The sequence below is a fragment of the Agromyces kandeliae genome, from assembly GCF_009674665.1.
Taxonomy (GTDB): Bacteria; Actinomycetota; Actinomycetes; order Actinomycetales; family Microbacteriaceae; genus Agromyces; species Agromyces kandeliae.
Genome location: NZ_WKJD01000016.1, coordinates 409827 through 435539, shown reverse-complemented (window position 1 = coordinate 435539; position 25713 = coordinate 409827). Strand labels below are relative to the sequence as shown.

Below are 25713 nucleotides of genomic sequence, written 5' to 3'. Positions count from 1 at the left end.
CCTCAGTCGCGCCAGGCCCCGAGCTTCTCCGGGTTCATCACGATCCACACGTCGGCGACGTGACCGGCGACCACGTTGAGGTTCACGATGCCGATGAGGGCGTCGCCCCGGACCACGGCGAAGCCCGTGCCATCCGTCGTCGCCGTCGGCTCGACCCGGTCGTCGGGGTTCTTGGCGAGCAGGCCGAGCAGGAACCGCGCGACGTTCTCGGCGCCGAGCACGGGCTTGCGCGCCGCCGAGACGAGACCGCCGCCGTCGGAACGGAGCGTCACGTCGGGGTCGAGCACGCGCGTCAGCGCGGCGAGGTCGCCGGCCTGCGCGGCCGCTGCGAACGCGGCGACGACGGCGTCGTGCTCCGCACGCGAGACCTGGCGCGAGCGTTCGGCTGCGACGCGGCGACGGGCCGAGGTCGCGAGCTGCCGCACCGCGGCGGGGGAGCGCCCGACGATCTCCGCGATCTCGGGGAAGGGCACCGCGAACACGTCGTGCAGCACGAACGACACCCGCTCGGGCGGCGTCATCGCCTCGAGCACGACGAGCAGCGCGCTCGACACCGCTTCGTCGAGTGTCACCCGGTCGAGCGGGTCGGCCGCGTCATCGGCCTGTGCGGTTACCGATCCGTCGCCGACACCGGCTGAGGCGGTCGCAGCGGATGTCGCGGCCGCGCCGGTCCCGGCCGCGAAGAAGCCCGCGGGAAGGGGTTCGGGCAGCCACGGGCCGACGTACCGCTCCCGGCGTGCCCGCGCGGTGCCGAGCAGGTCGAGGCACACGCGCCCCGCGACGCGGGTGAGCCAGCCCTGCGGATTCGCGATCGCGGCGCGCTCGGCATCCGACATCCGGTACCAGCGCACGTACGTCTCCTGCACGGCGTCCTCGGCCTCGCCGGTCGTGCCGAGCATGCGGTACGTGAGCGCGAGCAGGCGGCGGCGCTCATCGACCACGTCGGCGAGGTCGTCGCGGGCGCGCTCGGCGGTGCCGTCGTCGGCGGCCCGCCCCGGGTCATCCGTCATCCTCATTCCCTTCCCCCGTCACCAGCATGACGACACGGCGCCCGGAATCGTGAGCCGCCTCACACATCGCGCCGCCGTTTCGTCAGGGTTGGCATGAGCAGAATCCACACGGCCGCGCTCGCAGCATCGGCGGCCATCGCGTTCCTCGTCGGCGGCTGGGCGTGCTTCGCGCCCCGCTCGTTCTACGACTCCTTCCCCGGCGTGCTCGGCACCTGGATCTCGACCAACGGGCCCTTCAACGAACACCTGATCCGCGACGTCGGCGCCCTGTACCTCGGCCTCGGCGTCGCAAGCGTCGCCGGGCTCGTCTGGCGAAGCCCCGCGCTCTTCCGCGCGCTCGGCCTCGCATGGACGGTCTTCGGCGCGCTGCACCTCGGCTACCACGTCACGCACCTCGGCCACCAGGACGCCGCCGACGACATCGCCGCCATCACGTCGCTCACCATCGCGCTCGCGCTCGGCGTAATGCTGCTGATCCCGGGCCGCGATCGAGGGCGAGCGGATGTCGCGACCGCGACGGCTGCCGCGACATCGACGGCTGCCGCGGCGGGCGCGCCCCGCGCCCGGAGGTCGGATCCCGCCGACGCGCACCCCGCGGCATCCGCCCCGACCCGTTCCGCCGGCGAGGCGACGGAGGTGACCCGATGAGGATCGCGATCGCTGGAGCGACCGGCGTCGTCGGACGCCACGTCGTCGCCGCCGCCGAGGCGCGCGGGCACGACATCCTGCCCCTGACCCGCCGCACCGGGCACGACCTCGAGCGGGGCACCGGGCCGTCGGGCTCGCCTCTCGCCGCCGCCCTCGATGGCGTGGACGCCGTGATCGACGTCACGAGCGTGCAGACCACCGCGGCGAGCCGCTCGCGCGCCTTCTTCACCGCGGTCACCGGCAACCTGCTGCGCGCCGAGCGCGACGCCGGAGTCGGACACCACGTCGCGCTCTCGATCGTCGGCATCGACGGCGCCGACGCCTCCTACTTCGCGGGCAAACACGCGCAGGAGCGCCTCGTCGCGGCCGGCGACGTGCCGCACACGATCCTGCGGGCGACGCAGTTCCACGAGTTCGCCGAGCAGGTGACGGCGCGGCTGTCGCTCGGACGGATGCTCACGCCGATCCCGGTCGGGCACTACCGGCCGGTCTCGGCGCGCGAGGTCGGCGTGCGACTCGTCGAGGTCGCCGAGGCCGGGGCGGTCGGACGGGCCCGCGACCTGGCCGGTCCGCGCGAGGAACGGCTCGCCGAGATGGTGCGGCGCATGTTCGCGCACGACGGCGTCCGGCGGCCCGTGCTCGAGTTCCCGCTGCCGGGGCCGTACGGGCGTGCGTCGGCGTCGGGCGCGCTGCGCGGCGGCGCCGACGCGGACCGGGCGGCGATCACGTTCGACGAATGGCTGCGGTCTGCCGACCACACGCCGATCGGGGAGCGGGCGGATGCCGCGGCATCCGCTCGGGGTGCTCGCGCCGACGGTCCGCGAGCGAGGGGCTGACGGCCGAGCGAAGGTGAGTGTGCAGGATGAGCCGCCTCACGGGCCTCGGACGAGGTGCATGACGCGGCCCATCCTGCGAACCGGGTGGTGCCACCGACGGCTCGAGCCGGCGTCCTGGCACCCGCGCCGCGACCGTCATGTCCGATTCCCGCTACCGATCTCCGCGCGAGCCGGCGGGCGACGCGCGAGAATCGACGCATGACCCGCCGCCACGCCACGCTCACGACCGGGATCGGCGACCTGCTCGTGGTCGCCGACGTCGGCGGGCTCGCGGGCCTCTACTTCCCGGGTCACTGGCATCCGCCCGCCCCCGAGTCGGTCGGCGTCGCCGTCGACGCCGCCGACGACCCGCTGTTCAGCCGGCTCGGCGTCGAGCTCGACGAGTACCTCGCGGGACGCCGCATCCGCTTCGACCTGCCGCTCGCGCCGACCGGCGACGAGTTCCAGCATGCGGTGTGGGGGATGCTCCGCGAGATCCCGTTCGGCGAGACCGTGACGTACGGCGAGCTCGCCGACCGGCTCGGCGACCGGAACCTCGCCAGGCGCGTGGGCGGCGCGGTCGGGCGGAACCCGATCAGCATCCTGGTGCCGTGCCATCGCGTGGTCGGCGCCGACGGGTCGCTCACCGGCTACGCCGGCGGGCTCGACCGCAAGCGCCGCCTGCTCGAGCTCGAGGGCGCGGAGGTCGTCGCGCAGCGGCGGCTGTTCTGACGCGCCGCGGGTGCCGCGCAGCCATCCGTCACCTCGTCACCTGGCCTCGTCGGAGTGCGGTTTCTGCATTGGAGTGCGGGTTGGTTCCGTACTCGAACGCAGAAGTCGCACTTGGATGGGGGGCGCATGGCGTGCGGTGAGCGCCGAGTGCGGAGCCCGCTCGGGCCGAGCGCGACCCCGACCGCGCGGTGCGAACGCACCATCCGCCCCGCCCGAAGGCGACGGCCGCGCCGACGCCGCGTCACGCGACGGAGAGCGGCGTCCGGATCGCGCCGATCAGAGGGAACCTGATCGAGACACGTCGGAAACACTGCGGCGATACGGTGACCACACCGCTGAGGCCCGAGCGCGGTGAGCAATTCCCCCACGCCCGTGCAGGACCCACCGGAAGAGGCACGTCATGAAGCTGCTCCACATCATCGCCAGCCCGCGCAGCGAAGCATCCAACACCCTCCGAGTCTCGAGCGCCCTCCTCGACGCGCTCGGCGAGCGCATCACCGGCCTGGAGGTCGAGGAGGTCGAGCTCTTCCAGGCAGACCTGCCCGCGATCGCCGGCGACAACATCGAGGCGAAGTACACGCTCATGGTCGGCCAGCCCATCGACAAGACCCACGCCGAGTCCTGGAAGCAGATCGAACGCGAGATCGATCGGTTCACGCACGCCGACGCCTACGTGATCTCCACGCCGATGTGGAACCTCAGCATCCCCTACGCGCTGAAGTACTACATCGACTGCATCGTGCAGCCGGGGTACATGTTCCGCTACGACGAGCTCGGCCGCGCGCTCCCCCTCGTGCACGGCAAGAAGATGGTCGTCGTGACGTCGCGGGGCGGCGACTACTCGGAGGCGAGCCCGCTGCACGCCTTCGACTTCCAGGAGCCGTACCTGCGTGCGATCTTCGGATTCGTGGGCATCACCGACGTGACCTTCGTGAACGCCCAGACGATGGATGTCTCGCCGGAGTTCCGCTCGGCGTCGACGGCGAACGCGATCGACGAGGTCCTGCGCGTCGCAGGCACCGACGACTGGGCCACCCTCGGCGCCGCCGCCTGACGGGTTCTCGACATCCGCCGTACCTCGCGCACGGGCGCGTCGTTCCTGCCCGCGTACGCGGGATGCGCCGTGTCACGGCCTCGAATGAGGGCCCATAGGCCGGCTCATCCTGCGAGTGGGCCGCGCGCGGCCCGCGCGGCCGGTGGCCGGCGTGATCGCCCTCGGCGAACGGCGGGTCGAAAGTCTTAGCACTCTCGCGCGGTGAGTGCTAATCTCGGAGCAAGTTGAGTCGAGGGGACTCAACTCCAGATCTCACACGAGAGGAGACGCTCATGGCAATGAGCTGGGACCCGTTCCGCGACCTCGACCGTCTCGCGGCGAGCATGATCGACTCGAGCCGAGGCCCGAGGATGATGCCGATCGACCTGCACCGCGACGGCGACCACTACGTGCTGTCCGCCGACCTGCCCGGGGTCGACCCCGGCTCGATCGACATCGACGTCGACGGCCAGCTGATGACCATCCGCGCCGAGCGCACGCTGCGCAACGACGAGAACGTGCGGTGGCTCGTGCACGAGCGGCCGAGCGGGTCGTTCCTGCGCCAGCTCACCCTCGGCGAGGGCATCGACACCTCCGGCATCAGCGCCCACTACGACAACGGCGTGCTGAGCGTGATCATCCCGGTGTCCGAGCGCGCGAAGCCGCGCAAGGTCGAGGTGCGCTCCGCGGCCGACGACGTCGTGACGCCGGAGGTCACCTCCAGCGGGAGCTGATCCAGCGGCGCTGGCACGGCGCGCGGGCGAGGGCTCGTCGGGCCGACCGGCACAGCGGGGCGGATGCGCGGCATCCGCCCCGCTGCCGTGTCCGGCGGCTGGTGCGTCTCCGCCCAGGCGGCCCGGCACCGAGTGGGACTGCGCCGCGCGGACACGCCCGGTCGAGTTCGGCCGAACCGCGCGCAAGGGGCAGCGGAGACACGGTCGAGGCCGTACGATCGGCGTACGCGCGAGCCCGCGCACCCGACCGCCACAGAACACCGCCCCGCAGCGCCAGCCGTTCCGCCGACACGACGCCCCCGATCCCCTCGGAGCACCCCGTTGAGAGCCCCCGCCGATGACGAGCCCATGCCCGACTTCGGCCTGCCCGGCGACGGCCCCGGCCACGCGCAACCCGGCGGTCGCCGCTCGCGCGACGGCAGCGCGTCCGACGAGATCGGCGTGCTCGAGCGGGATCGCTGGGCCATGCGCGCGAGCGCGACCCCGGGGCGCCGGCCGCGCCGACGTGCGGCGACGATCGTGCTCGAGTCCGACGAGCACGCGGACCCCGACCGGCGCCGGTACTTCCTGAGTTCCCTGCAGCCCAGCGGCGACTACGAGGCCGTGATCGTCGCGATCACCGACGGGTCGAGCCGTCGCTACTTCAGCTCGCGCGACGGCTCGCACTTCATCGAGGTCGACGAGCTCTCATTCGAGCAGCGGCGCAAGAGCGGTACGCGATCCCTCCTCGAGATCGGCGAGCACGAGCTGCGCGAGCTCGAGGGGGCGCTCATCTTCGTGCGGCCGCTCGACGGCCGCGATCCGATCGCCGAGGTGGCCGCGGCGAAGAAGGCCGCGCTCGAGGCGACGCGTCCGATGGCGATCCTGCCGATCGCCGCGCCCGGCGCGGTCGATGCGACGACGGATGCCGCGGCCGGCGGCACCGCGGACGGACCCGCCACCGGCGACGACGCCATGCCGGCCGAGGCTCCGGGTGATCGCGACGATTCCGGACGACCGTCGTCCGCCGCACCTGACGAGTCGTCGGAGGGGACCGAATCGCCGGGGCCGCGGCGCTCGACGTTCGAACCGGTGGTTCCGAAGCCGCCGGCCGATGCGCCGGCAGCCGACGCGGATGCCGACGCGGGCGAGGATGCGGATGCCGACGCCGACGCCGACTCCGACTCCGAAGCCCCGGCCGCGGCCGACGCGCCGGCATACCCCGAGGCCGTGATCGATGACGGCATCGCCACGGCCGATGACGGCGCAGATCCAGCCGCCGCCTCTGAGCCCGCACCCTCCGACCCGGCGCTCGCGCAGGCGCCGGACCCGGCGCGCACCTGGGCCGGGCCAGCGCCCGTCGCGGCATCCGTCACCGACGTGTCCGAGCCGAGCGAGCCGCGCCCGGCGGCGCCGCGATCGCCCGAGTCGCTCTCCACGCTCGATGCCGTCGCGCAGGTCGCGCTCGCGAAGGGCATCGCGTTCGCCGCGCACCGCGGCCAGCTCGACAAGAGCGGCACGCCGTACATCGACCACCCGGGGCGCATCGCCGAGCGGTTCGATCCGGTCACCGACCCGATCGCCGCGGCGGCGGCGTGGCTGCACGACGTGCTCGAGGACACGCCGATCACCTCGCGCGAGCTGTTCGAGGCGGGCGTGCTGCTCGAGGTCGTCGGCGTCGTCGAGCTCCTCACCCGCCGGCCCGAGATCACGCCCGACGAGTACTACGCGCGCATCCGTCGCCATCCGGTCGCACTGCGCGTCAAGCTCGCCGACATCGACGACAACACCGCGCCCTGGCGGCTGCGCCGTCTCGACTTCGCCAAGCAGGCGCGCCTCGCGGAGAAGTACCGGCACGCGCGTCGCGCGCTCGGCGCGGACTGACGGGATCCTCGGGACCTTCGGCCCGCGCGGCGCCGGCCCGCGCGCGAGTAGCGTGTGGCCCGCGTCCGGCCGAGCCGTGAGACAAGAGCGGGAACACCGGGTTTCAGGCGGCCTTCCCTTCGGGGCTGCGCCAAGCAGAGCACGGCTGGTCCCACCCGCCGCCGGACGCGATGACGTCGAGCGCGTCAGGCGGATGCCGCGGCATCCGCCCGGTCGAAGACGAGCACCCGCAGCAGCAGTTCGAGCGAGTGCTGCACGCGCTCGTCGGGCCAGCCCTCCGGGTCCTCGACCGACTTCACCTCGTAGCCGCGGCAGTAGAGGTAGAGGATGTCGGCGATCCGTGCGGCCTCGGCGCGGTCGGCGGCGCGCGCGCCGTCGAGGAAGCTCTCGTAGGTGGCATCCGTCACCGTGCGGAGCAGGTCGTAGGCGCGGTCGTGGCCGGCGCGCACGTCGGCGATGACCTCGATCCAGAGGCTGCGGAACACCGATTCCTCGGGGGAGGAGGTGCACATCCAGCGCGTGAGGGCGGCGAGCCGCTCGACGCCGACGAGGCCGCCGAGTTCGTCGCGACGCTCGTCGTCCCAGCGGGCTCGGGCGAGTTCGAGGGCGTTCGCCATGAGCTCGGCGCGGCTCGGCACGAAGTGCGTGATGAACGCGGTGGAACGGCCGAGTCGCTCGGCGACCGCGCGCAGCGTGACCGCGTGCGTGCCGCGCTCCTGGGCGACGGCGACCGTGGCGCGCGCGATGTCGGCCAGGCGTTCGGCGGTGTCGACTTCGGCCGGCAACGGCGGCTCCCTTCCGGCGGGGCGGATGCCGCGGCATCCGCTCGTTGACATCCCGACGGGCACCACACTAACGTCGCTGCAGGTGTTGTCAAACACTGTTTGAAAAAAGATGGAGGACGTGTGGCGGGCGACGGAGTCACCAACGGCGGGGTCTCGTTCTGGATGCAGCAGGTCGGCGTGCCGGCCGAGCGACCCACGCTCGCGGGCGACCTCGACGTCGACGTCGCGATCGTCGGCGGCGGCTACACCGGGCTCTGGGCCGCCTACTACCTGAAGCGCGACCAGCCCGACCTTCGGATCACGGTGCTCGAGCAGCGCTTCGCTGGATTCGGCGCATCGGGGCGCAACGGCGGGTGGCTCACCAACTCCGTGACCGGCGGACGCGAGCAGTATGCGAAGAGCCACGGCCGCGACGCCGCGATCGCGCAGCAGCGCGCGCTGAACGAGACCGTCGACGAGGTCATCCGAGTCACCGGCGCCGAGGGCATCGACGCCGGCATCCACAAGGGCGGCGAGCTCGAGATCGCGACCGCGCCCGCACAGCTCGCGCGCCTGCGCGCCGCCGCGGCGGCCGAGCGCCAGTGGCCGGCGACGGATGTCGAGGAGCTCGACGCCCGCGAGACCGCGGCCCGCGTGAACGTGGCGGGCGTGCTCGGCGGGCTGTGGCATCCGCACTGCGCGCGCGTGCACCCGGCGAAGCTGGCGCTCGGGCTCGCGGCCACCGTCGAGCGGCTCGGCGTCGCCATCCACGAGGGCACGCGCGTCACCGAGATCGCGCCCGGCGAGGCGCGCACCGAGCACGGCACCGTCCGCGCCCGGCACGTGCTGCGCGCGACCGAGGGCTTCACGCCGAACCTGGCCGGCGAGCACCGCACCTGGCTCCCGATGAACTCGTCGATGATCGTGACCGAGCCGCTCGCGGCATCCGCCTGGGACGAGATCGGCTGGAACGGTCGCGAGACGCTCGGCGACTTCGCCCACGTCTACATGTACGCCCAGCGCACCGCCGACGACCGCATCGCGTTCGGCGGTCGCGGCGTGCCCTATCGCTACGGCTCGCGCGTCGACGTCGACGGCGCCACCCAGCCGCGCACCATCGAGAGCCTCACCGAGCTGCTGCGCCGGTACTTCCCGGCCGCTGCGGGCGCCGCGATCGAGCACGCCTGGGCGGGGGTGCTCGGCGTGCCGCGCGACTGGGCGGCGACCGTCGGTCTCGACCCCGCGACCGGGCTCGGCTGGGCCGGCGGCTACGTCGGCACGGGCGTGACCGCGACGAACCTCGCCGGCCGCACGCTCCGCGACCTCGTGCTCGGCCGCGACACCGAGCTCACGCGCCTGCCGTGGGTGAACCACCGCGCGAAGCGCTGGGAGGTCGAACCGCTGCGCTGGCTCGCCGTGCAGGCCATCTACACGGCGTACCACGCCGCCGATCGCGCTGAACTGCGCGGTCGCGCGACCACCTCGCCGATCGCGAGGGTCGCGGACCTCGTCGCGGGCCGCTGACCGGCTTCAGGCCGGCTGCACCCCTGGGAACGTCCACGACCCGTCGAGGACCTCGGCCCGGGGCCGGTACATCCGCACGGCGTAGTTCCAGCCCTCCATCAGGCCGAGGCGGTTCGGTCGGCCGTCGTCGGGGCCCCCGAAGTTCACCGTCGTCGTGCCGTCGTCGTTGCGGGTCGCGGTCGTGCTGTTGACGCTCACCAGGCCGTCGGTGGCCTCCATGAAGCCCGTCGGGTTGTACACGGTGATCGACCAGAACGCGTCCACCGGCACGTCGCCGAGCTCGAGCCGATAGGCGCCGAGCGGCAGCTTCGGTTCGACGTTGAGGTAGAACACCTCCGACTTCGGCAATCCGCCCCACCCGACCGCCGTGCCGATCAGGTGGTGCACGGGATCCACCTCGTCGCGACGGCCGAACGCCGTGGTGAAGCCCCGCACGCCTCGGCCGAGGGCAAGGAGGGCGTTCCGCGTCTCGGTGAGCGACGCCTCGTCGTACTCGGGCATCGGGAACGGCCCGCCGGTCGTCGCGTCGAGGACGAGCCCGTCCTGGAGCGCGTTGACGGCGGCGACGTCGTCCGGGTCGTCCGGGTTGACGAAGATCCGGGGCACGAGCACGACCCACTGCGTGTCGAAGTCGTCGGCGGTCAGCCGGTGCTCGCCGGGCTCATGGAGGATGGTGGGGATGTAGTGGTCCTGGTCCACGATCATGAGCGACAGGTAGCGGTCGCCGGGGTCGGGGATCGTGACCGTCGCGCCGTCGGTCACGTCGATCACGGCCATGCTGTAGAGGGTGTCGCGGTTCTGCCGGACGACCGGCTGGTTGTCGAGCGGCGTGGGCGTGCGACTGTGCATCCAGCGCCCGGTGCCGCCCGATTGCGCGGCGAACGCCGCGAACATGCGGTTCGTCTCGGCGCGTGCGAAGTTGTCGACGTTGACGAGCTCGGCCATCTCGGTTCCCCCCGGATCGGTGCACGGTGCACGGTGCACGGTGCGCGTCAGCCTAGTGTGCGACGGATGCCGCGGGGGGACCTCGGTCCCGCGCCGCCGCACACCAGGGCCGAGGGGACCGGCGCTTCGCTCGTGGTCCCCGGTCGGCGATCGGAGTACCGTGCGAGTCAGCGGCACGCACGGTCGCGCCGAGGCGGGAGCATCGACATGGACCTCGCTGCGTCGGGTGGGAGCGGGCTGGGCCTCGCGGTGCTGCCGATCGTCGCCCTCCTGACGTCAGTCGTCGCGGCGACCGCGGTCGGTTCGCTCGTGGTCGCCTGGCTGCAGAAGCCGCGCGACGCGGCGGACCCGTCGCTCGTCGATCCCGAGACGGTCGGACTGCTTCCGGTCGCGTACGTCTCCGGCTCCGCATCCAACCGTTGGCTGCCGGCAGCCGTGGTCGAGCTCGCGCTCGATGGCGCGATCACGATCGAGGATCGTCGCCCCGGCGACGCGAGCGAGGACGGGCTGGATTCGGCTCGTGGCATCCGTCTCGTGTACGCGTCCGACCGGCCTTCGGTGAGGGCCGGAGTTCCGCGCGATGCGTCGCCCGATCTCCTGCTCGCCGTCTTCGGGCCGGGGACCACGGGCACGGCTTCGGTGATCGCGCACGGCGCCACCGTCCCCGTCGACCGCGTCGTCGCGCAGAACGGCGAGCTGGCCTGGGTCACCCGCCGACGGTTCCTCGACACGGCCGGGCGCTACCGCGAGCCGCGGCCAGTCGGCCGATTCCGCACGGCTTCCGTCGCCGGTGTGACCGGCGTCGTGCTCGGCTTCGTCGCCCAGTTCGTCGGGAGGGGGACGGATGACTCGATCGCCTGGATCGCGCTCGCGATCGGTGCGGTCGCGCTCGTCGTACGTGCCGTGCTTCCGCGCTGGATCCCCCTCAACGCGACCGGACTCGCACTGCGGGAGCGGGCGAACGACCTCCGAGAGCGGATCGCGAGCGCCGACCTCCGTGACGTCTCCGTCGCCCGGTCGATGCTCCCGTGGGCCGTGCTCTTCGGCCAGGACGAGCTCATCGCACGGGCGGCCGCGACGTTCGCGCTGCGCGATGCCGAGTCCGACTGGTACGCCTCATCGGAGTCGGTCACTCCGGAGCGGCTCGCCTCGTGCCTCCGAGTGGCCGCCGCGGCCCTCCTCCAGCCGATCGCCGTCGGCGGCCGCGACGACGGGCGGTTCGGCGTTCCGCTCCTCGAGCAGCGCGGCCTGAACACTGACGGCGGCTACTTCAGCGAGACCAGGGGGTGGGGGCGGGGCGCGATCTACGGCGGCGCCGCCGGCGACGGGTTCGACGGCGGAGGCATCGGCGGCTTCGACGGCGGTGGCATCGGCGGATTCGACGGCGGTGGTTTCGACGGCGGAGGTGGCGGCCCGTAGAGACGGGAGCGGGCGGTCGTCGCGTTCGGCGGGTCGGTACCGAAGTACCGTGGATCGCGTGAACCCGCCCACGCCGTCCGCGCCGGCGCGGGTCGGCGTGCGCGGCGCGGCCGCGATCGCCGGGCTCGTGCTCGCGACGTTCGGAGCCGTGCTGCCGCAGGCGATGAGCGCGCCGACGCTCGCGCTCACGGCCGAGTCGTATTCCGCCACGGTCGCCGAGTCGAGCTGGGCGCTCACCGCGACGCTCATCGTCGCGGTCGCCTCGACGCCGGTCCTCGGCCGACTCGGCGACGCGTTCGGTGCGAGGCGGATGCTGCTGATGCTGCTGCCGGTCGTCGCGATCGGCCTTGTCATGGCGGCACTCGCTCCCGACCTCGGCTGGCTCATCGCCGGGCGCGCCGTCCAGGGACTCGCGGGCGGGGCGTTCCCGCTCGCGATCGCGTGCGTGCCGCACCTCGTGCCCGAGCGTCGTCGCGCCGCCGCCGTCGGCCTGGTCACCGCGACGTTCGCGACCGGCACGGGGTTCGGCGTCGTGATCGCCGGGCTGCTCGTCGACCACGTCGGCGTCCGGGCGCTCTCGTGGGTGCCGCTCGCGTTCCTCGCCGCGGCCGAACTGGTCATCGCGGCGTCGCTCCCGCACATCCCGACCCACCCCGACGTGCACCTCGACGTGCGCTCCGCGCTGCGGCTGTCGCTCGGGCTCGCGGCGCTGCTCGTCGCGCTCACCGAGGCGCCGCAGTGGCCGCTGCCCGCGCTCGCCATGGCCGGATGCCTCGCGCTCGGCGCCGGCCTGATCGCGGCGTGGCTCGTCCGCGAGCACCGCAGCCCGGATCCGCTCGTCGATCCCCGGACGCTCCGGCGACGCGGCGTCTGGTCGACGCACCTGACCGCGATGCTGCTCGGCGCCACCCTGCTCGGCAGCTTCGTGCTGCTGCCCGCCTTCGCGGAGGCCCCCGCCGAGACCGGACGCGGGCTCGGACGGACGGTGACGGATGCCGCGCTGCTGCTGCTCCCGGCATCCCTCGCGATGCTCGCGGTCGGGCCCCTCTCCGGGGTGCTCCGCCGCCGCATCGGCGCGCGCGCGCCGGTGCTGCTCGGCGCCGTGACCGCCGCCGCCGGCGGGCTCGTGATCTTCGCCGCGACGCGCGACTTCGCGGCGCTGCTGGTCGGGACCGTGCTGCTCGGCGTGGGCATCGCGGTCGCCTCGGCGGGCATGGTGAACGTGCTCGTCGACCAGGTGCCCGACGACGAGGTCGGCGTCACGACCGCGGTCAACGTCGTGGCGCGGCAGGTCGGCGGCGCACTCGGCGCGGCGGGGGTCGCGGCGGCGCTCGCCGTGGGCGGCGCGGGGCCGGACGACGCCGACTACGGTGGGGCGTTCGCGGTGCTCGTCGTGCTCGCGGGGCTCGGGGTGCTCGCCGCGCTGCTGATCCCGGGCCGTGCCGACGTGCAGGAAACGTGAGTCGCCGCGCGGCTGGACCCGACTCGGGTCGTCAGGGCGACCACACCGGCAGCGTGATGCGGGTCCCGGTCGACCCGCCGTGGGCGACCTCCTGGTGGGCGACCACCGTCTCGGCGGCGTCGACAGCGCGTTCCCCGGTTCCGGGGTTCCGCGCGAAGCGCGGGTGCGCGCCCGAGCTGACCTGGACGCCGAGTCGGTGTCCGACGGCGAACCGATGGAACGTCGGCCACAGCGTCACCGCCACCTCGCGGAACCCGTCGCCGTCCGGGCCGGGGTCGGTCGAGACCGTGCCGACCGAGCCGATGCGCCGGATGCCGTCGCACACGGTCATCGAGCGTCCGTCCGGGTGCACGTCGGTGATCCGGACGAACACGTCGAAGCTGGGCGCGCTCGATCGGACGCGCACGCTCGCGACGGGCTCGCCCGCGACGTCGAGCGGCGCGCCGAGCGGGTCGGATCGGTAGGTGGCGACATCCGGCCGGTGCTCGTGCTCGGCATTGTCGATCGGCTCGGCACCGCGCTGCCGCATCGGACCGCCGACCGCGGGCGTCGGATGCTGCGGATCGTACGTGTACGACGAGATGCCGGGCGCCGCGGCATCCGGTGCCATCCCTCGGTCCACGCCCAGGTGCCAGACCTGGGCGTGGGTCGGCGGGGGCCACTCGGGCAGGTCGAGCCAGCGCTCGGCCCCCGTCTGGTACGCGTGCACCGGCGCCGTTCGGTCCCACGCCTCGCCGAGGAACACCTCGCGGAGGAAGGCGACGGTGTCGGGGTGCGCCTCCGAGGCGCGTTCCGGCGATCGGTGGCTCCAGGCTCCGATGGTCAGTCGCGGGGGGTTCCCCGCTTCGACGAGGCGCCGGTACGAGCGCAGGTGCCAGGGCAGGAAGAGGTCGTACCACCCGGTGGCCATGAGCACCGGAGCAGTCACGTCGGCGACGGACGCCGCGTGCGATTGCCGCGTCCAGTACTCGTCGGCGAGGTCCTCGTGCCGGAGCCACTGCTGGTACCACTCGATGGGATGGCCGGCGGCGGCGGTGTCCCCCGCGCCGAGCGGCAGGACGTCGAGGGCCTTCGCGAGCGACCGGTCCGGCAGGAGCATCCCCAGCATCGCCGCGCCGCCTCGCCGCAGGCGGTCCATTCCGCGGCTCCAGCCCAGCGCGGTGTTCAGCGCGAACGCCCCGTTCTCCCACGCGACCGAGCCGAAGTCGGTCAGCGCGACCTCGACGACGAGCGCCTCCGGCGCGTCCTCCGGATGCTCGCGCTGCAGCGCCCCCGCGGCCGCCCACTCGGCGAAGGCCATGTAGCTCTCCCCGGCGGTCGCGAGACGACCGGTGAACCACGGCTGGCGCCGCACCCAGCGGTAGGTCGCGATGCCGTCGCGCTGTTCGTCGACCCACGGACTGAACTCGCCGCCCGAGCCCCACGTCCCTCGGCAGCTCTGGAACAGGACGGGGAATCCCGAGTACGCGAGGACGCGCGCGATCGTGCCGATCCCGCCGCGCCGCCCGTAGGGTCCGCGGATCACGACGGTCGGCATGCGGCCGTCGACGTCCAGCGGACGATAGAGGTCGCCGAGCAGCTCGACCCCGTCGTCCATGGGCGTCCGCAGGTCGCGCTGCACGGTGATGTCGTGCGGGCCGAGCTCGACGCCCCGCCAGAGTCGCCGATCGAGGGCTCGCGTGATCCGCCAGCGCGTCGCGGTCATCCCGCCTCCTCACGGTCGCCCGTCCGGGGCCGGGCCGGCGCCGCCCCCGCGCTGTCAATGTAGCGCGCGCCCGCCGCGACCGGACGTCCCCGAGCGGGTCACGCCTCGACGAACGCCCGAACGTAGACCGCCTCGGCGTTCCGCCACGCGATGCCCTCCGCGACGCGGATCGCCTCGTCGATCGGCCAGCCGTGGTCCTCGACGTGTCCGCCGAGCACGCGTGCCGCGGCATCCCGCCACAGCCGTGCACCGAGCAGCACGCGCTCGGGAACGCCCCACGCGTCGGTCGAGAACAGCACGCGCGAGAACGGCGCGAGGTCGAGCGCGTCGCGGACGACCGAGTCGGCGTTCGCGCCGAGGAAGCCGACCGCGAGCCCGACGTCGAGGAAGACGTGCGGGAACACGTGGGCGAGCCAGCCCGCCTCGCGCACGTACGGGTAGCAGTGCAGGAAGGCGATGCGCCCGCCGGTGCCCGCCGTCGCCGCGACGAGCGCCTGCATGCGCGCCGGGTTCGCCCGCTCGAGCACCAGGTCGGCGTCGCCGAAGCCCGCGTGCACCTGCAGCACCGCCCCGCGCTCGAGCGTCCACCAGACGAGGTGGCGGATGATCGTCGGGTCGGTGAGGCGCGGGCGGGCGGATGCCGCGGGGTGGGCGGATGCTGCGTGGCCGGCGGTCTCGGCGAACCACGCGTCGGCCGCGGAGCGCAGCTCGATCGCGGTCGGCTTCGACGGATCGAGGTCGAGCCCGCACCGATGCGCGGCGACGGTCTTGAAGCCGACCGCATCGGCGGCGGCCGCTTCCAGCGCGGGTTCCAGCCGCTCGGCGAACTCGGCGCCCGACGCGCTCTGCGCGAGCACGGCCTCGGCGATGGTCTCGAGCCGAGCGACGCGGTGCGTGGGAGCGCCGGCCAGTCGCGCCATCCGCTCGTCCGCCATCAGCAGGTCGGGGCGGTGGCCGTCGTCGACGAGGTACGCGGCGATGCCGGAGGCGCGGAGGAGTCGGCGGGCGACCTCGTCCGAGCCGAGCGTGCGCCGGGCGGCGAGGTAGTCATCGGGGCTCGCGAAGGGCGGCAGCCCCAGGAGCGGCGCGCAGTGCCGGCGCAGCGCGAACCCCTGTGCACTGTCGAACACGTGAGCGCTCTTCGGAGGCGGTTCGGCCTGCGTCAAGGCCGCGAGCAGGTCGGCCTCCGAGGGGTCGGGGAGCATGCCGTGCACGTGGTGGTCGACGAGCGGCATCCGCTCCATCGCCTCGGCCAGGTGCTGCACGGTGTCCGCGCCCATGCCGCGATCCTCTCGCGATCCGGTCGCGGCGACTACCCGAGGCGCTTCTCGAACCAGAAGTCCGCGTACGGCTCGCCGTTGAAGTCGGGGATCTCGACGTAGCCGTGCGAGCGGTACATCGCGATCGCCTCGGTGAGGGTGCGGTTCGTGTCGAGCCGGACGACGCCCACCCCGAGCGCGACCGCCGCTGCCTCGACTTCGCGAAGCAGCCGCGCCCCCAAGCCGAGACCGCGCGTGCTCGACGCGACCCAGAGCCGCTTGACCTCCGCGGGTTCGTCGCCGTGCAGCTTGAGGCCCACGCAGCCGACCGGCTCGCCGTGCAGGAACGCGACGAGGAACGTGCCGTTCGGCTCGCGGAACTCGTCGTCGGGCGTGGGCCGAGTGCGCGCCGGGTCGAAGCCGATGTCGAAGCGCGAGGCGAGCTCGGCGAAGTACGCGGCGACGCTCGTGCGGGCCGACGGATCGGCCGGGTCGACGCACCGGACCTCGACGGCCGAGGCGGTCATGAGACGGCCGACCTCGTCCATCGCGGCGAGCAGCCGTTCGCGCTGCCGCTCGGTGAGCGGGTCGAGGATGCCGCCGACGAGCGCGTCGGACGACCGGTCGAGCTCGGCGCGCTCGGCGACTCCGGCGGGCGTGAGCCGCGCGACGCGGACCCGCGAGTCGCCGGGGGAGGCCTCGACGCGCACGAGGTCGTCGGCCTCGAGCGCGCGGAGCTGCCGGCTGAGGTACCCGCTGTCGAGCTCGAGCCGCTCGCGCAGATCGCGGAGCTGGGCACCGCGGTCGCCCGCGGCGCCGATCTCCCACAGCAGTCGCGACTGGCCGAGCGGCCGGCCGCGCGAGAGGTACCCGTCGTCGAGCGCGCCGATCCGCTCGGTGACCGTGCGGTTGAACTGCCGCACCCTGGCGATGTCGTCCATATCTCTGACTCTAGTCAGAGAACTGCGGAGGTGCACGTGCCGGAGCGCGCGATACGCGCTCCGGCACGCGTTCGACGCCTCAGTCCTGGCCGGGCCGGCGCTGCACGTAGAGGCGGTTCCCTTCGGGTCCCGTCCACTCCATCCGCACCACGCCGGGGACGGCCGAATCGTCGATCCGTGACGGATCAGACCAGTATCCCGCGTTCGGGTTGCGGAAGAAGGTCGCCCAGGGCTTGCCGCCGTGGTCCGTGAAGAGGTTGTTGTGTCCGGCCCCGACCCCTGCGTTCCACCGAGCTGAGTAGGGGCCCTCGAACGAATCCGCCACGGCGACGACGGCGTCGTACTGGTACTGGGTTCTCCCCGGCGCCGGCGGGTCGTACGCATACCGGGCGCTGCCGTCCGCCGCGACGGACGTGCGGTCCCATGCGGCGTGCATGAGGTAGTACTTCCCGCCGTATTTGAACACGTAGGCGCCCTCGAGGTACGGCTCGGGCGAGTAGGGCGTCTGCTGGAACTCCGAGAGGCCGGTCGAGGGGACGATGTCCTCCATGTCATCGCGGAACTTCGCATACTCGTCGTTGTGCAGCACGAGCCACGCATCGTCGCCCTCGGTGTACATGCTGCCGTCGATGTGGTGGTACGCGCCGGGCGCGATGAACGCCGGCCCGCCGACGAAGGGGTCGCCGAACGGCTTCTCGAGGTTGCCCTCGACCACGCGGTACGGGCCTTCGATGCCGCCCTCGCTCACGAGCATGAATGAGCCGACCTTCTGCGAGTGATCGCCCATGCACGCGACGATGTACCAGGTGTCCTTGAAGTAGTGGAGCTCCGGCGCCCAGACCTGGCCCCGCTTGCCGAACCGTGCGTCGTACCAGTACTCCTGCCACGGGGCGACGACCGTGCGCCCTGGGCGGTTCTCGTCGACGAACTCGGGCGACCATACCTTGCCACGCTCGGCGCCGGGCCGGATGGCGGTCGTGTCGGCCAGTCGCCACGGTCCGCGAAGCGACGGGGCCGTCCACACGAAGATGCCGTCATTCCACGGTGCCGCTCGATCGAGTCCGGGCACGCGCGTCGTGCCGGTCGCGACGTACAACGGCCTGCCGTCGACCACGAAGCAGTTGACGTACGTGTCGCGCATCCAGACATGTCGGTTCGCCGGGTCTCGTGGGCGGTGCTCGAGCGGCAGGATGAACGAGTTGTCCTCCCGCAGCCAGAGGTCCACTCGCGTGTCGGCGATGCCGTAGGGCTCCGGATCCGGCCAGTTCGACGGGAAGGCGTCGCCCGACGCGTTCGCCGCTGGAGTCGCCTGTGCTGCGGTCATCGGCAGGGTCGCCGCTGCGACCGCGCCGGTGACCCCGGCCAGGAACGCCCGTCGTCCCAGGCGCGCTCCGATCTCGGAGTTGTTCATCATCGAATCTCCCTCGTTGAGACATGGGCGCATCGTGGGCGACGGCCCGTCGGGCCGTAGGGCCGACCCGTGCTGAGGGACGCTACGGAGGCGGGATTTTTCCGTCAACGGACCGTCGGAAAGAACGTCCGGGAGCCGATCGTCCGTTTCTGACGGTGCTCTGACAGATCCGAGAAGTTTTTCTGTCGGGCTGTTGACGGAAAAATTCGGCGTTGAGAGTGTTGCTGGCATGTCGACGACGACCGGAGTCCACGCCCTCGTGAGGCGGACCCACGAGGAGCGGGTGCTGGCGGCCCTCAGGGCCCACGGCGCACTCAGCCGCGGCGAGCTCGCCAAGCGCGTGGGCCTCAGCCGCACGACGCTCTCCGAGATCACCGCGAACCTCCTCCAACGGGGCGCGATCATCGTCGCCGACACGGATGCCGCGACCCGCGCCGGCAGCGGCCGCCCCGCCGAGCGACTCGCCCTCGACCCCGACTCGGGCCAGTTCCTCGGCGTCGACTTCGGGCACCGCCGCGTGCACGTCGCGGTCGCCGACGCGTCGCACGAGATCATCGCGCAGGGCGTGGAGCGCTACGACGACGACCCGCCCTGGGCCGAGCGGCTCGAGATCGCGTTCGACCTCATCGACCGGCTGAGCCGCGACACCGGCGTGCACTTCGGTGCGCTGCAGTCGATCGGCATCGGCGTCCCCGGTCCCTACACGGGCGCCCGCGCCGGCACGCCCGCCGTCAGCTGGAAGAACCAGCTCGCACCCGACGGCGTCGACCGGGCCTTCGCCGAGCGCTTCGGCGCCCCGGTCGTGGTCGACAACAACACCCGGCTCGCCGCGCTCGCCGAGGCGATCAGCCGCCCCGACGCGGTCGACAACCTCATCTACCTGCGCCTGTCCGACGGCGTCGGCGGTGGGCTCGTCGTGTCGGGCCGACTCGTCACCGGGTCGCGCGGCTTCGCCGGCGAGCTCGGCCACGTGACGGCGAACCCCTCGGGCGCGGCGTGCCGGTGCGGCAAGCGCGGATGCCTCGAGACCATCGCCTCGGTCCCCGCCATCCTCCGAGCCTGCAGCGAGGCCGGTGCCGACGTCGAGAACCTCGCCGACCTCGCCGCGGCCGTCGCCAAGGGCGACCCCGCCGTCGACGCGGTCCTCCGCGAGGTCGGATCGACGGTCGGCCGTGTGCTCGGGGCGGCGGCGATGACCCTCAACCCGCGTGAGGTCGTGATCGGCGGCGAGATCGTCCGCATCGCGCCCGTACTCGTCGAGCAGGCCGCCGCGACGCTCCGCTACGAGCTGTACTCGATCCCCTCGGACCAGCCGCACATCGTGCGCGCGGCCCAGCTCCGCGACAGCGATGGCGCCCTCGGCGCGATCGCCGCGATCTTCCACCAGTCCCCACTCCTCGCCGGGTACCCCGACGCCGGGGCATCCGCCGAACCCGTTCAGCAGCAAAGGAGCGCACGGTGAACGCCACCCCCACACGAGACGAGGTCGCGCCATGGCGCGGATGAGCACGATGGAACAGCAATCGCAACAGCCGGTCACCGGCACCGAGGACACCGCGGTCGTGGTCGACGGCATGCGCACGAGCGCCATCACCGCGGTCGACGACGACGGCGGCCGCCCGCGCCGACGCCGCTCTGGCGGGATGGGCACGCGCACCAAGCTCCTGATCCTGAACGCCGTCTCGATCATCGGCGGCATCGCGATCTGGTGGCTCCTCGCCCTGAACGGCTTCCAGCTGCCGACCCCGCCCGAGGTGGTCGAGAAGGCGGTCCAGCTGTGGAACGCGGGCATCCTGCAGGAGGACATCCTCGCGAGTCTCGGCCGCGTGCTCGCCGGCTTCCTGCTCGGCTCGGCCGCAGCCATCCCGGTCGGCTTCCTGATGGGCTGGTACACCGTGGCCCGCGGGCTGTTCGAGCCGTGGATCCAGTTCTTCCGCACCATCCCGCCGCTCGCGCTGCTGCCGCTCGTGCTCGTGCTGCTCGGCATCGGCGAGATCCCGAAGATCGTCGTCATCTTCCTCGCCGCGTTCCTCGCCTGCGTGATCTCGACGTACCAAGGCGTCGTGAGCGTCGACAGGACGCTGATCAACGCGGCGCGCGTCCTCGGCGCGAAGGACGGCACGATCTTCGCCCGCGTCGTCGTCCCGGCGTCGACGCCGTTCATCCTCGTGGGCATGCGCGTCGGCCTCGGCTCCGCGTGGGCCACGCTCGTGGCCGCCGAGCTGCTGGCCGCGCAGGCCGGCCTCGGGCGCCGGATGCAGGAGGCGCAGATCTACTACGACCTGGCGACCATCTTCGTGGGCATCGTCCTGATCGGCATCCTCGGCCTGGTCATGGACCGCCTGCTCCTCTTCGCCGAAACCAAGCTGACCGGATGGCAGGAACGACGATGACCACCACGAACCCCGCGACGGCCACCGACGCGAAGATCTCCGTCCGCGAGGTCACGAAGACCTTCCCGCTCAAGGGCGAGGAGTTCACCGCCCTCGATCGCGTCTCGATCGACATCGCCGACAACGAGTTCGTCACCGTCGTGGGGCCGTCCGGATGCGGCAAGTCCACCCTGATGAACGTGCTCGCCGGGCTCGAGACGCCCACTTCGGGAGAGGCGCTCGTCGACGGGCGAGCCGTGTCGGGGCCCGGTCCGGAGCGCGGGGTGATCTTCCAGCAGTACGCGCTCTTCCCGTGGCTGTCCGTGCGGAAGAACGTCGAGTTCGGGCTCAAGGTGAACGGCGTGCCGAAGGCGCAGCGCCGCGAACGGGCCGAGCACTTCATCGAGATGGTCGGACTCCAGCAGTTCGCCGACGCCCTGCCCAAGATGCTCTCCGGCGGCATGAAGCAGCGGTGCGCCATCGCCCGCGCCTACGCCGTCAATCCCTCGATCCTGCTGATGGACGAGCCGTTCGGCGCACTCGACGCCCTCACGCGCGTGAAGCTGCAGGAGCAGCTGCTCGACACGTGGAGCCGCGAGAAGCGGACGGTCATGTTCATCACGCACGACGTCGACGAGGCCGTGTTCCTCGCCAACCGGGTGGTCGTCATGGCCGCCCGGCCCGGCCGGATCTACGACGTCATCGACGTGGACCTCCCGTACCCCCGCACGGAGGACGTGCGCCTGAGCCCCGAGTTCGGGGAACTGCGCAACCGCGTCTGGCACGCGGTGTACCACCAGGAACCCGGCGTCGCCGCCGGGGCCACGTCGCACTGACGCGGCGCCCGCCCCCACCCATCCAGCACCGGAATCACCCCCACACCCACTGAAGGGAAGCACAGCCATGCGATTTTCCAGGAAGCTCCTCGGCACGGCCGCCGTCGGCGCCGCCGTCGCCCTCCTCGCGACCGGATGCGCCTCGGACGGCGGATCGAGCGACTCGGCCGCCGCGCAGAGCGAGTACGACGACGTCATCGAGGTGAACTTCGGGTACATCCCCGACTTCAACGGCACCAGCCTGCTCGCCATCGCCGAGGACCAGGGGTACTGGGCGAAGTACGGGCTCGACGTCGAGACCCCGTCGTTCACCAACGGCCCACTGCAGATCCAGGCGCTCGGCACGGGCGACCTCGACTTCGGCTACATCGGCCCGGGCGCCTTCTGGCTGCCGGCGAGCGGCGAGGCGCAGATCATCGCGATGAACACCCTCGGCCAGTCCGACCGCGTCGTCGGCCAGCCGGGCAACGACTCGATGGAGGACCTCCGCGGCAAGACCGTCGCGGTCCCCGAGGGCACCTCGGGCGACATGATCCTGACGCTCGCCCTCGAGGACGCCGGGATGACCAAGGACGACATCGAGCTCGTGCCCATGGAGCCGTCGGCGATCGTGTCGGCGCTGGCGTCCGGCCAGGTCCAGGGCGCCGGCTTCTGGTACCCGGCCCTCGCGACCGTGAAGGAGCAGGTGCCCGACCTCGTCGAGATCGCGCAGAACTCCGACTTCGAGGAGACCGTCGCCTTCCCGACCGCGTTCGTGGCCGGCAACGACGTCGTCGAGAACGAGCCCGAGAAAGTCGACCGGGTGCTGAAGGCACTGCGCGACGCGATCACGTTCCGCTACGAGAACCCCGACGAGGCCGTCGAGCTGACCGCCGCCTACAACGCGCTCGACGCCGAGGCCGTCGCCGCAGACGCCGCGAACAACAAGGTGCTCTCGCTCGAGGAGCTCGACACCCTCACCGAGGACGGCACGGTCGACTCGTGGCTGAACGGCATGCAGGACTACTTCGTCGCAGCGGGCAAGCTGACCGAGGTCGCGGAGCCGTCGTCGTTCTACACCGGCGACCTGTTCCTCCAGGCAGGCGAGTAGTCCAGCCATGAAGCCGAGCAACATCCTCTTCCTCATGACCGACCAGCACCGGGCGGACACGCTCGGGGCGTACGGCAACGCGATGGCCGCGACGCCGGTGCTCGACGAGCTGGCCCGCACGGGCACGCGCTTCGACCGCTGGTACACGCCGACCGCGATCTGCACGCCGGCCCGCGCGAGCCTGCTGACCGGCCAGGCCCCCTTCCGCCACCGCGTGCTCGCCAACCACGAGCGGAACGTGGGCTACCTGGAGGACCTCGCCGAGGGCAGCTTCACCTTCGTGGAGGCGCTGCGCGAGAAGGGCTACAACACGGGACTCGTCGGCAAGTGGCACGCCGGCACCGAGAAGGACGCCGCCGACTTCGGCTTCGACGGCCCCGACCTTCCCGGATGGCACAACCCCGTGGAGAACGAGGACTACCTCGGCTACCTGGCCGAGCACGACCTGCCGCCGTACGCGATCAGCGATCGCATCCGCGGCACCCTGCCGAACGGTGGGCCGGGCAACCTGCTGGCTGCCCGGCTCCACCAGCCGGTGGAGGCCACCTTCGAGTACTACCTCGCGACGCGCACGATCGAACTGCTCGAGCGGTACGCCGCCGACGCCGACCGCGTCGGCACCCCGTTCTTCCTCGAGCTGAACTTCTTCGGGCCGCACCTGCCGTACATCGTGCCGAACGAGTACTTCGACATGTTCGACCCGGCCGACATCGAGCTGCCCAAGTCGATCGCCGAGACCTTCGAGGGCAAGCCGCCGGTGCAGCGCAACTACAGCGCGCACTGGACCTTCGACACCATGCCGATCGAGGTGACGCGCAAGCTCATCGCGGTCTACTGGGGTTACGTCGCCCTGATCGACCAGCAGATCGGGCGGGTCATGGCCGCGCTCGAGCGCCTCGGGCTCGTCGACGACACGGCCGTCTTCTTCACGTGCGACCACGGCGAGTTCACGGGCGCGCACCGGCTGCACGACAAGGGGCCGGCGATGTACGAGGACATCTACCGCACGCCCGGCCTGCTGCGGATCCCCGGCGGTCCGGCCGGTCAGGTCCGCTCCGAGTTCGTGAGCCTGCTCGACTGCACGGCGACGATCCTCGAACTCGCAGGGCTGGACCCGTCCCCCGCGGTCGACTCCCGCAGCCTGGTGCCGCTCGCCGCCGGCGAGCAGCCGGAGTGGGCCGACGACATCGTCTGCGAGTTCCACGGTCACCACTTCCCGTACCCGCAGCGGATGCTCCGCAACGACCGGTACAAGCTGGTCGTGAACCCCGACTCGGTGAACGAGCTGTACGACCTCGAACGGGACCCCGACGAGCTCCTCAACGTCTACGAGCACCCCGAGATGCGGGAGGTCCGGAACACGATGATGCAGCGCCTCTACGGGCTGCTGCGCGACCGTGGCGACAACTTCTACCACTGGATGACGACGATGTACGACGTCGGCGAGGTCGACTACGACCCGACCCAGTCGGGCCTCGACGAGACGACGTACCAGGCCGTCGAGCGAGCGGATGCCGCGGCGCCCGTGGCATCCGTCGCCCCCGTGCCCGTGGCCGACCCCGAACGGCGGTCCGCCTGATGACCGCCCGCCGCCCGAACATCGTCATGATCCTCACCGACGACCACGGATCGCAGGCCATCGGCGCGTACGGCTCGGTGCTCAACGCGACGCCGCGCATCGACGAGATCGCGGCGAACGGATGGCGCTTCGACCACTGCTTCGCGACGAACGCGCTGTGCTCGCCGAGCCGGGCGTCCATCCTGACGGGCACGTACAGCCACGTCAACGGGGTCTCGACGCTCGTCACGCCGATCGACGCGAGCCAGCCGACGTTCGTCTCGCAGCTGAAGGCCGCCGGCTACCGTACCGCGATGATCGGCAAGTGGCACATGGGCGAACACGCGGGCTCGACGCCCGAGGGCTTCGACTACTGGGACATCCTCGTCGGCCACGACGGACAGGGGGAGTACTGGGACCCGCTGTTCCTGTCGGCCGAGGGCGAGCGCATCGTCGAGGGCTACGCGACCGACCGGATCACCGACCTCGCGTTCGACTGGCTCGACTCCCTCGAGGGCGACGACCCGTGGTGCGTGCTGATCTACCACAAGGCGCCGCACCGGCCGTGGGAGCCGAAGCCCGAGGACCTCGAGCGGTTCCGCGATGCGGTCCCCGTGCCGTCGACGTTCTGGGACGACTACGACACCCGGTCGTCGTCGACCAGGCGGGCGCTCATGCGCCTCGCCGAGAACCTGAACGAGGAGGACCTCAAGGTCTCGCCGCCCGAGGGGCTCGGCTACGAGGAGCTCGCGCTGTGGAAGTACCAGCGCTTCATGGAGGACTACCTCGCGTGCGTGGCATCCGTCGACGACAACGTGGGCCGGGTCATCGACCGGCTGCGCGCGCGCGGCGAGTTCGACGACACCCTGCTCATGTACGCCTCCGACCAGGGCTTCTTCCTCGGCGAGCACGGCTGGTTCGACAAGCGGTTCATGTACGAGGAGTCGTTGCGCATGCCGATGCTGCTCAGCTACCCGCGCGCGCTCGAGGGCGACCGCGTCTTCGACGGCATCGTCACGAACGTCGACTTCGCGCAGTCGCTGCTGGATGCCGCGGGGGTGCCCGCCCATCCGCGCATGCAGGGTCGCAGCTTCTGGCCCGACCTCGTCGGGTCGCCCCTGTCGCCGCCGGCGGACGGCATGTACTACCGGTACTGGGAGCACGACGACGCGTTCCACAAGGCGCCGGCCCACTACGGCTACCGAACGCACCGCTACAAGCTCATCTACTACTACAACGACGGGCTCGGCCTGCCCGGCACCGGGCCGTTCACCTACCCGCCGGAGTGGGAGCTCTACGACCTCGAGCGCGACCCCGAGGAACTGCGGAACGTCGCCAACGACCCGGCCTACCGCGAGGTCCGCGAAGAGCTCGAGCGGGCGATGTGGCTCGAGCAGTCGCGGCTGGGGGATGCTCCGCACCCGAGCCAGCCGCGGCCTGCCGGCCTCGTGGAGCCCGCCGGTCCGGTGGTGCGAGCGAGCGCCTGAGGTACCTCAGGCCCGCCCGGGGCGCTGCGGCGGCCCAAGATAGGACACCCGCCCGATACGCGGGGCCCACCTCAGCGAGGAACCTGAGTGCAGGTGGTCAGCCAC

Annotated in this window: 22 protein-coding genes; 15 read left to right on the top strand and 7 right to left on the bottom strand. The window is 72.2% G+C overall.

Translation table 11 applies throughout. From position 1 onward, the window contains the following. Positions 1-2 precede the first annotated feature (2 nt). Positions 3-1010 carry a sigma-70 family RNA polymerase sigma factor gene (locus tag GJR97_RS12235; RefSeq protein WP_154346759.1) on the bottom strand — a complete coding sequence of 336 codons (1008 nt, stop codon included), beginning with the start codon at positions 1008-1010 and terminating at the stop codon, positions 3-5. Positions 1011-1103: 93 nt separating this feature from the next. Here GJR97_RS12235 and GJR97_RS12230 point away from each other — a divergent pair, with 93 nt between their 5' ends. The 6 genes from GJR97_RS12230 to GJR97_RS18310 all read left to right on the top strand — a co-directional run bounded on the left by GJR97_RS12230 (position 1104) and on the right by GJR97_RS18310 (position 6835). Beyond that, positions 1104-1658, top strand: coding sequence for a hypothetical protein (locus GJR97_RS12230; protein WP_195760693.1), 555 nt, complete (start codon positions 1104-1106; stop codon positions 1656-1658). After that, a complete protein-coding gene (locus GJR97_RS12225) occupies positions 1655-2494 on the top strand; it encodes an SDR family oxidoreductase (RefSeq protein WP_154346757.1) in 840 nt (279 codons plus the stop codon). The genes GJR97_RS12230 and GJR97_RS12225 overlap by 4 nt, the downstream gene beginning before the upstream one ends. Before the next feature lie 198 nt (positions 2495-2692). After that, positions 2693-3205: a methylated-DNA--[protein]-cysteine S-methyltransferase gene (locus tag GJR97_RS12220; RefSeq protein ID WP_154346755.1), complete on the top strand. Its 513-nt coding sequence runs from the start codon at positions 2693-2695 to the stop codon at positions 3203-3205. A gap of 400 nt (positions 3206-3605) precedes the next feature. After that, positions 3606-4259: an FMN-dependent NADH-azoreductase gene (locus tag GJR97_RS12215; RefSeq protein WP_154346753.1), complete on the top strand. Its 654-nt coding sequence runs from the start codon at positions 3606-3608 to the stop codon at positions 4257-4259. Between the two features lie 272 nt (positions 4260-4531). Next, positions 4532-4972 carry an Hsp20/alpha crystallin family protein gene (locus GJR97_RS12210; RefSeq protein WP_154346750.1) on the top strand — a complete coding sequence of 147 codons (441 nt, stop codon included), beginning with the start codon at positions 4532-4534 and terminating at the stop codon, positions 4970-4972. Between the two features lie 321 nt (positions 4973-5293). After that, the gene (locus tag GJR97_RS18310) at positions 5294-6835 is read left to right on the top strand and encodes a hypothetical protein (RefSeq protein ID WP_229276233.1); all 1542 of its coding nucleotides are present in this window, start codon (positions 5294-5296) and stop codon (positions 6833-6835) included. 185 nt (positions 6836-7020) lie between these two features. Here the strand turns inward: GJR97_RS18310 and GJR97_RS12200 are convergent, their stop codons facing one another. Continuing rightward, positions 7021-7620, bottom strand: a complete 600-nt coding sequence (locus GJR97_RS12200; RefSeq protein ID WP_195760692.1) for a TetR family transcriptional regulator — start codon at positions 7618-7620, stop codon at positions 7021-7023. Positions 7621-7782: 162 nt separating this feature from the next. Here GJR97_RS12200 and GJR97_RS12195 point away from each other — a divergent pair, with 162 nt between their 5' ends. Next, on the top strand, positions 7783-9123 hold the full coding sequence (locus GJR97_RS12195) for an NAD(P)/FAD-dependent oxidoreductase (protein WP_154346994.1): 1341 nt from the start codon (positions 7783-7785) through the stop codon (positions 9121-9123). A gap of 6 nt (positions 9124-9129) precedes the next feature. Here the strand turns inward: GJR97_RS12195 and GJR97_RS12190 are convergent, their stop codons facing one another. Next, a complete protein-coding gene (locus GJR97_RS12190) occupies positions 9130-10068 on the bottom strand; it encodes a DUF1254 domain-containing protein (protein ID WP_154346746.1) in 939 nt (312 codons plus the stop codon). Positions 10069-10275: 207 nt separating this feature from the next. Between GJR97_RS12190 and GJR97_RS17905 the strand changes: the two genes are divergently transcribed. Together GJR97_RS17905 and GJR97_RS12180 are read left to right on the top strand one after the other, a co-directional pair. Then, positions 10276-11487: a DUF2207 domain-containing protein gene (locus tag GJR97_RS17905; protein WP_195760691.1), complete on the top strand. Its 1212-nt coding sequence runs from the start codon at positions 10276-10278 to the stop codon at positions 11485-11487. Between the two features lie 58 nt (positions 11488-11545). Continuing rightward, on the top strand, positions 11546-12949 hold the full coding sequence (locus GJR97_RS12180; RefSeq protein ID WP_154346744.1) for an MFS transporter: 1404 nt from the start codon (positions 11546-11548) through the stop codon (positions 12947-12949). Between the two features lie 31 nt (positions 12950-12980). Here GJR97_RS12180 and GJR97_RS12175 read toward each other — a convergent pair whose 3' ends face one another. From GJR97_RS12175 to GJR97_RS12160, 4 genes are all read right to left on the bottom strand, one after another. After that, entirely contained in the window at positions 12981-14654 is a 1674-nt protein-coding gene (locus GJR97_RS12175) for a CocE/NonD family hydrolase (protein WP_154346742.1), read from the bottom strand. 98 nt (positions 14655-14752) lie between these two features. Next, positions 14753-15934 carry an amidohydrolase family protein gene (locus GJR97_RS12170; protein ID WP_154346740.1) on the bottom strand — a complete coding sequence of 394 codons (1182 nt, stop codon included), beginning with the start codon at positions 15932-15934 and terminating at the stop codon, positions 14753-14755. Between the two features lie 32 nt (positions 15935-15966). Next, positions 15967-16854, bottom strand: coding sequence for a bifunctional helix-turn-helix transcriptional regulator/GNAT family N-acetyltransferase (locus GJR97_RS12165; protein ID WP_154346738.1), 888 nt, complete (start codon positions 16852-16854; stop codon positions 15967-15969). A gap of 79 nt (positions 16855-16933) precedes the next feature. Next, complete coding sequence (locus tag GJR97_RS12160) at positions 16934-18268, bottom strand: family 43 glycosylhydrolase (RefSeq protein ID WP_229276232.1); 1335 nt, start codon at positions 18266-18268, stop codon at positions 16934-16936. Positions 18269-18494: 226 nt separating this feature from the next. Here GJR97_RS12160 and GJR97_RS12155 point away from each other — a divergent pair, with 226 nt between their 5' ends. From GJR97_RS12155 to GJR97_RS12130, 6 genes are all read left to right on the top strand, one after another. Next, positions 18495-19727 (top strand): ROK family transcriptional regulator, encoded by a 1233-nt coding sequence (locus tag GJR97_RS12155; protein ID WP_154346736.1) that lies wholly within the window; start codon positions 18495-18497, stop codon positions 19725-19727. A 49-nt stretch (positions 19728-19776) separates the two neighbouring features. Next, the gene (locus GJR97_RS12150; RefSeq protein WP_229276231.1) at positions 19777-20658 is read left to right on the top strand and encodes an ABC transporter permease; all 882 of its coding nucleotides are present in this window, start codon (positions 19777-19779) and stop codon (positions 20656-20658) included. After that, a complete protein-coding gene (locus GJR97_RS12145) occupies positions 20655-21473 on the top strand; it encodes an ABC transporter ATP-binding protein (RefSeq protein ID WP_154346734.1) in 819 nt (272 codons plus the stop codon). Before GJR97_RS12150 ends, GJR97_RS12145 begins: the two co-directional genes overlap by 4 nt. A gap of 67 nt (positions 21474-21540) precedes the next feature. Continuing rightward, a complete protein-coding gene (locus GJR97_RS12140) occupies positions 21541-22563 on the top strand; it encodes an aliphatic sulfonate ABC transporter substrate-binding protein (protein WP_154346732.1) in 1023 nt (340 codons plus the stop codon). A 7-nt stretch (positions 22564-22570) separates the two neighbouring features. Further along, positions 22571-24142, top strand: a complete 1572-nt coding sequence (locus tag GJR97_RS12135; protein WP_154346730.1) for a sulfatase-like hydrolase/transferase — start codon at positions 22571-22573, stop codon at positions 24140-24142. Then, positions 24142-25608 (top strand): sulfatase family protein, encoded by a 1467-nt coding sequence (locus tag GJR97_RS12130; protein ID WP_154346728.1) that lies wholly within the window; start codon positions 24142-24144, stop codon positions 25606-25608. The genes GJR97_RS12135 and GJR97_RS12130 overlap by 1 nt, the downstream gene beginning before the upstream one ends. Positions 25609-25713: the final 105 nt, after the last annotated feature.

Bases quoted from the DNA above. Each gene is read 5' to 3' on its own strand.
- GJR97_RS17905 (WP_195760691.1), top strand. From the start codon at position 10,276: ATGGACCTCGCTGCGTCGGGTGGGAGCGGGCTGGGCCTCGCGGTGCTG.
- GJR97_RS12230 (WP_195760693.1), top strand. From the start codon at position 1,104: ATGAGCAGAATCCACACGGCCGCGCTCGCAGCATCGGCGGCCATCGCG.
- GJR97_RS12165 (WP_154346738.1), bottom strand. From the start codon at position 16,854: ATGGACGACATCGCCAGGGTGCGGCAGTTCAACCGCACGGTCACCGAG.
- GJR97_RS12215 (WP_154346753.1), top strand. From the start codon at position 3,606: ATGAAGCTGCTCCACATCATCGCCAGCCCGCGCAGCGAAGCATCCAAC.
- GJR97_RS12170 (WP_154346740.1), bottom strand. From the start codon at position 15,934: ATGGGCGCGGACACCGTGCAGCACCTGGCCGAGGCGATGGAGCGGATG.
- GJR97_RS12175 (WP_154346742.1), bottom strand. From the start codon at position 14,654: ATGACCGCGACGCGCTGGCGGATCACGCGAGCCCTCGATCGGCGACTC.
- GJR97_RS12190 (WP_154346746.1), bottom strand. From the start codon at position 10,068: ATGGCCGAGCTCGTCAACGTCGACAACTTCGCACGCGCCGAGACGAAC.
- GJR97_RS12130 (WP_154346728.1), top strand. From the start codon at position 24,142: ATGACCGCCCGCCGCCCGAACATCGTCATGATCCTCACCGACGACCAC.
- GJR97_RS12150 (WP_229276231.1), top strand. From the start codon at position 19,777: ATGGAACAGCAATCGCAACAGCCGGTCACCGGCACCGAGGACACCGCG.
- GJR97_RS12235 (WP_154346759.1), bottom strand. From the start codon at position 1,010: ATGACGGATGACCCGGGGCGGGCCGCCGACGACGGCACCGCCGAGCGC.
- GJR97_RS12135 (WP_154346730.1), top strand. From the start codon at position 22,571: ATGAAGCCGAGCAACATCCTCTTCCTCATGACCGACCAGCACCGGGCG.
- GJR97_RS12225 (WP_154346757.1), top strand. From the start codon at position 1,655: ATGAGGATCGCGATCGCTGGAGCGACCGGCGTCGTCGGACGCCACGTC.
- GJR97_RS12155 (WP_154346736.1), top strand. From the start codon at position 18,495: ATGTCGACGACGACCGGAGTCCACGCCCTCGTGAGGCGGACCCACGAG.
- GJR97_RS12195 (WP_154346994.1), top strand. From the start codon at position 7,783: ATGCAGCAGGTCGGCGTGCCGGCCGAGCGACCCACGCTCGCGGGCGAC.
- GJR97_RS12210 (WP_154346750.1), top strand. From the start codon at position 4,532: ATGGCAATGAGCTGGGACCCGTTCCGCGACCTCGACCGTCTCGCGGCG.
- GJR97_RS12220 (WP_154346755.1), top strand. From the start codon at position 2,693: ATGACCCGCCGCCACGCCACGCTCACGACCGGGATCGGCGACCTGCTC.
- GJR97_RS12145 (WP_154346734.1), top strand. From the start codon at position 20,655: ATGACCACCACGAACCCCGCGACGGCCACCGACGCGAAGATCTCCGTC.
- GJR97_RS12160 (WP_229276232.1), bottom strand. From the start codon at position 18,268: ATGATGAACAACTCCGAGATCGGAGCGCGCCTGGGACGACGGGCGTTC.
- GJR97_RS12140 (WP_154346732.1), top strand. From the start codon at position 21,541: ATGCGATTTTCCAGGAAGCTCCTCGGCACGGCCGCCGTCGGCGCCGCC.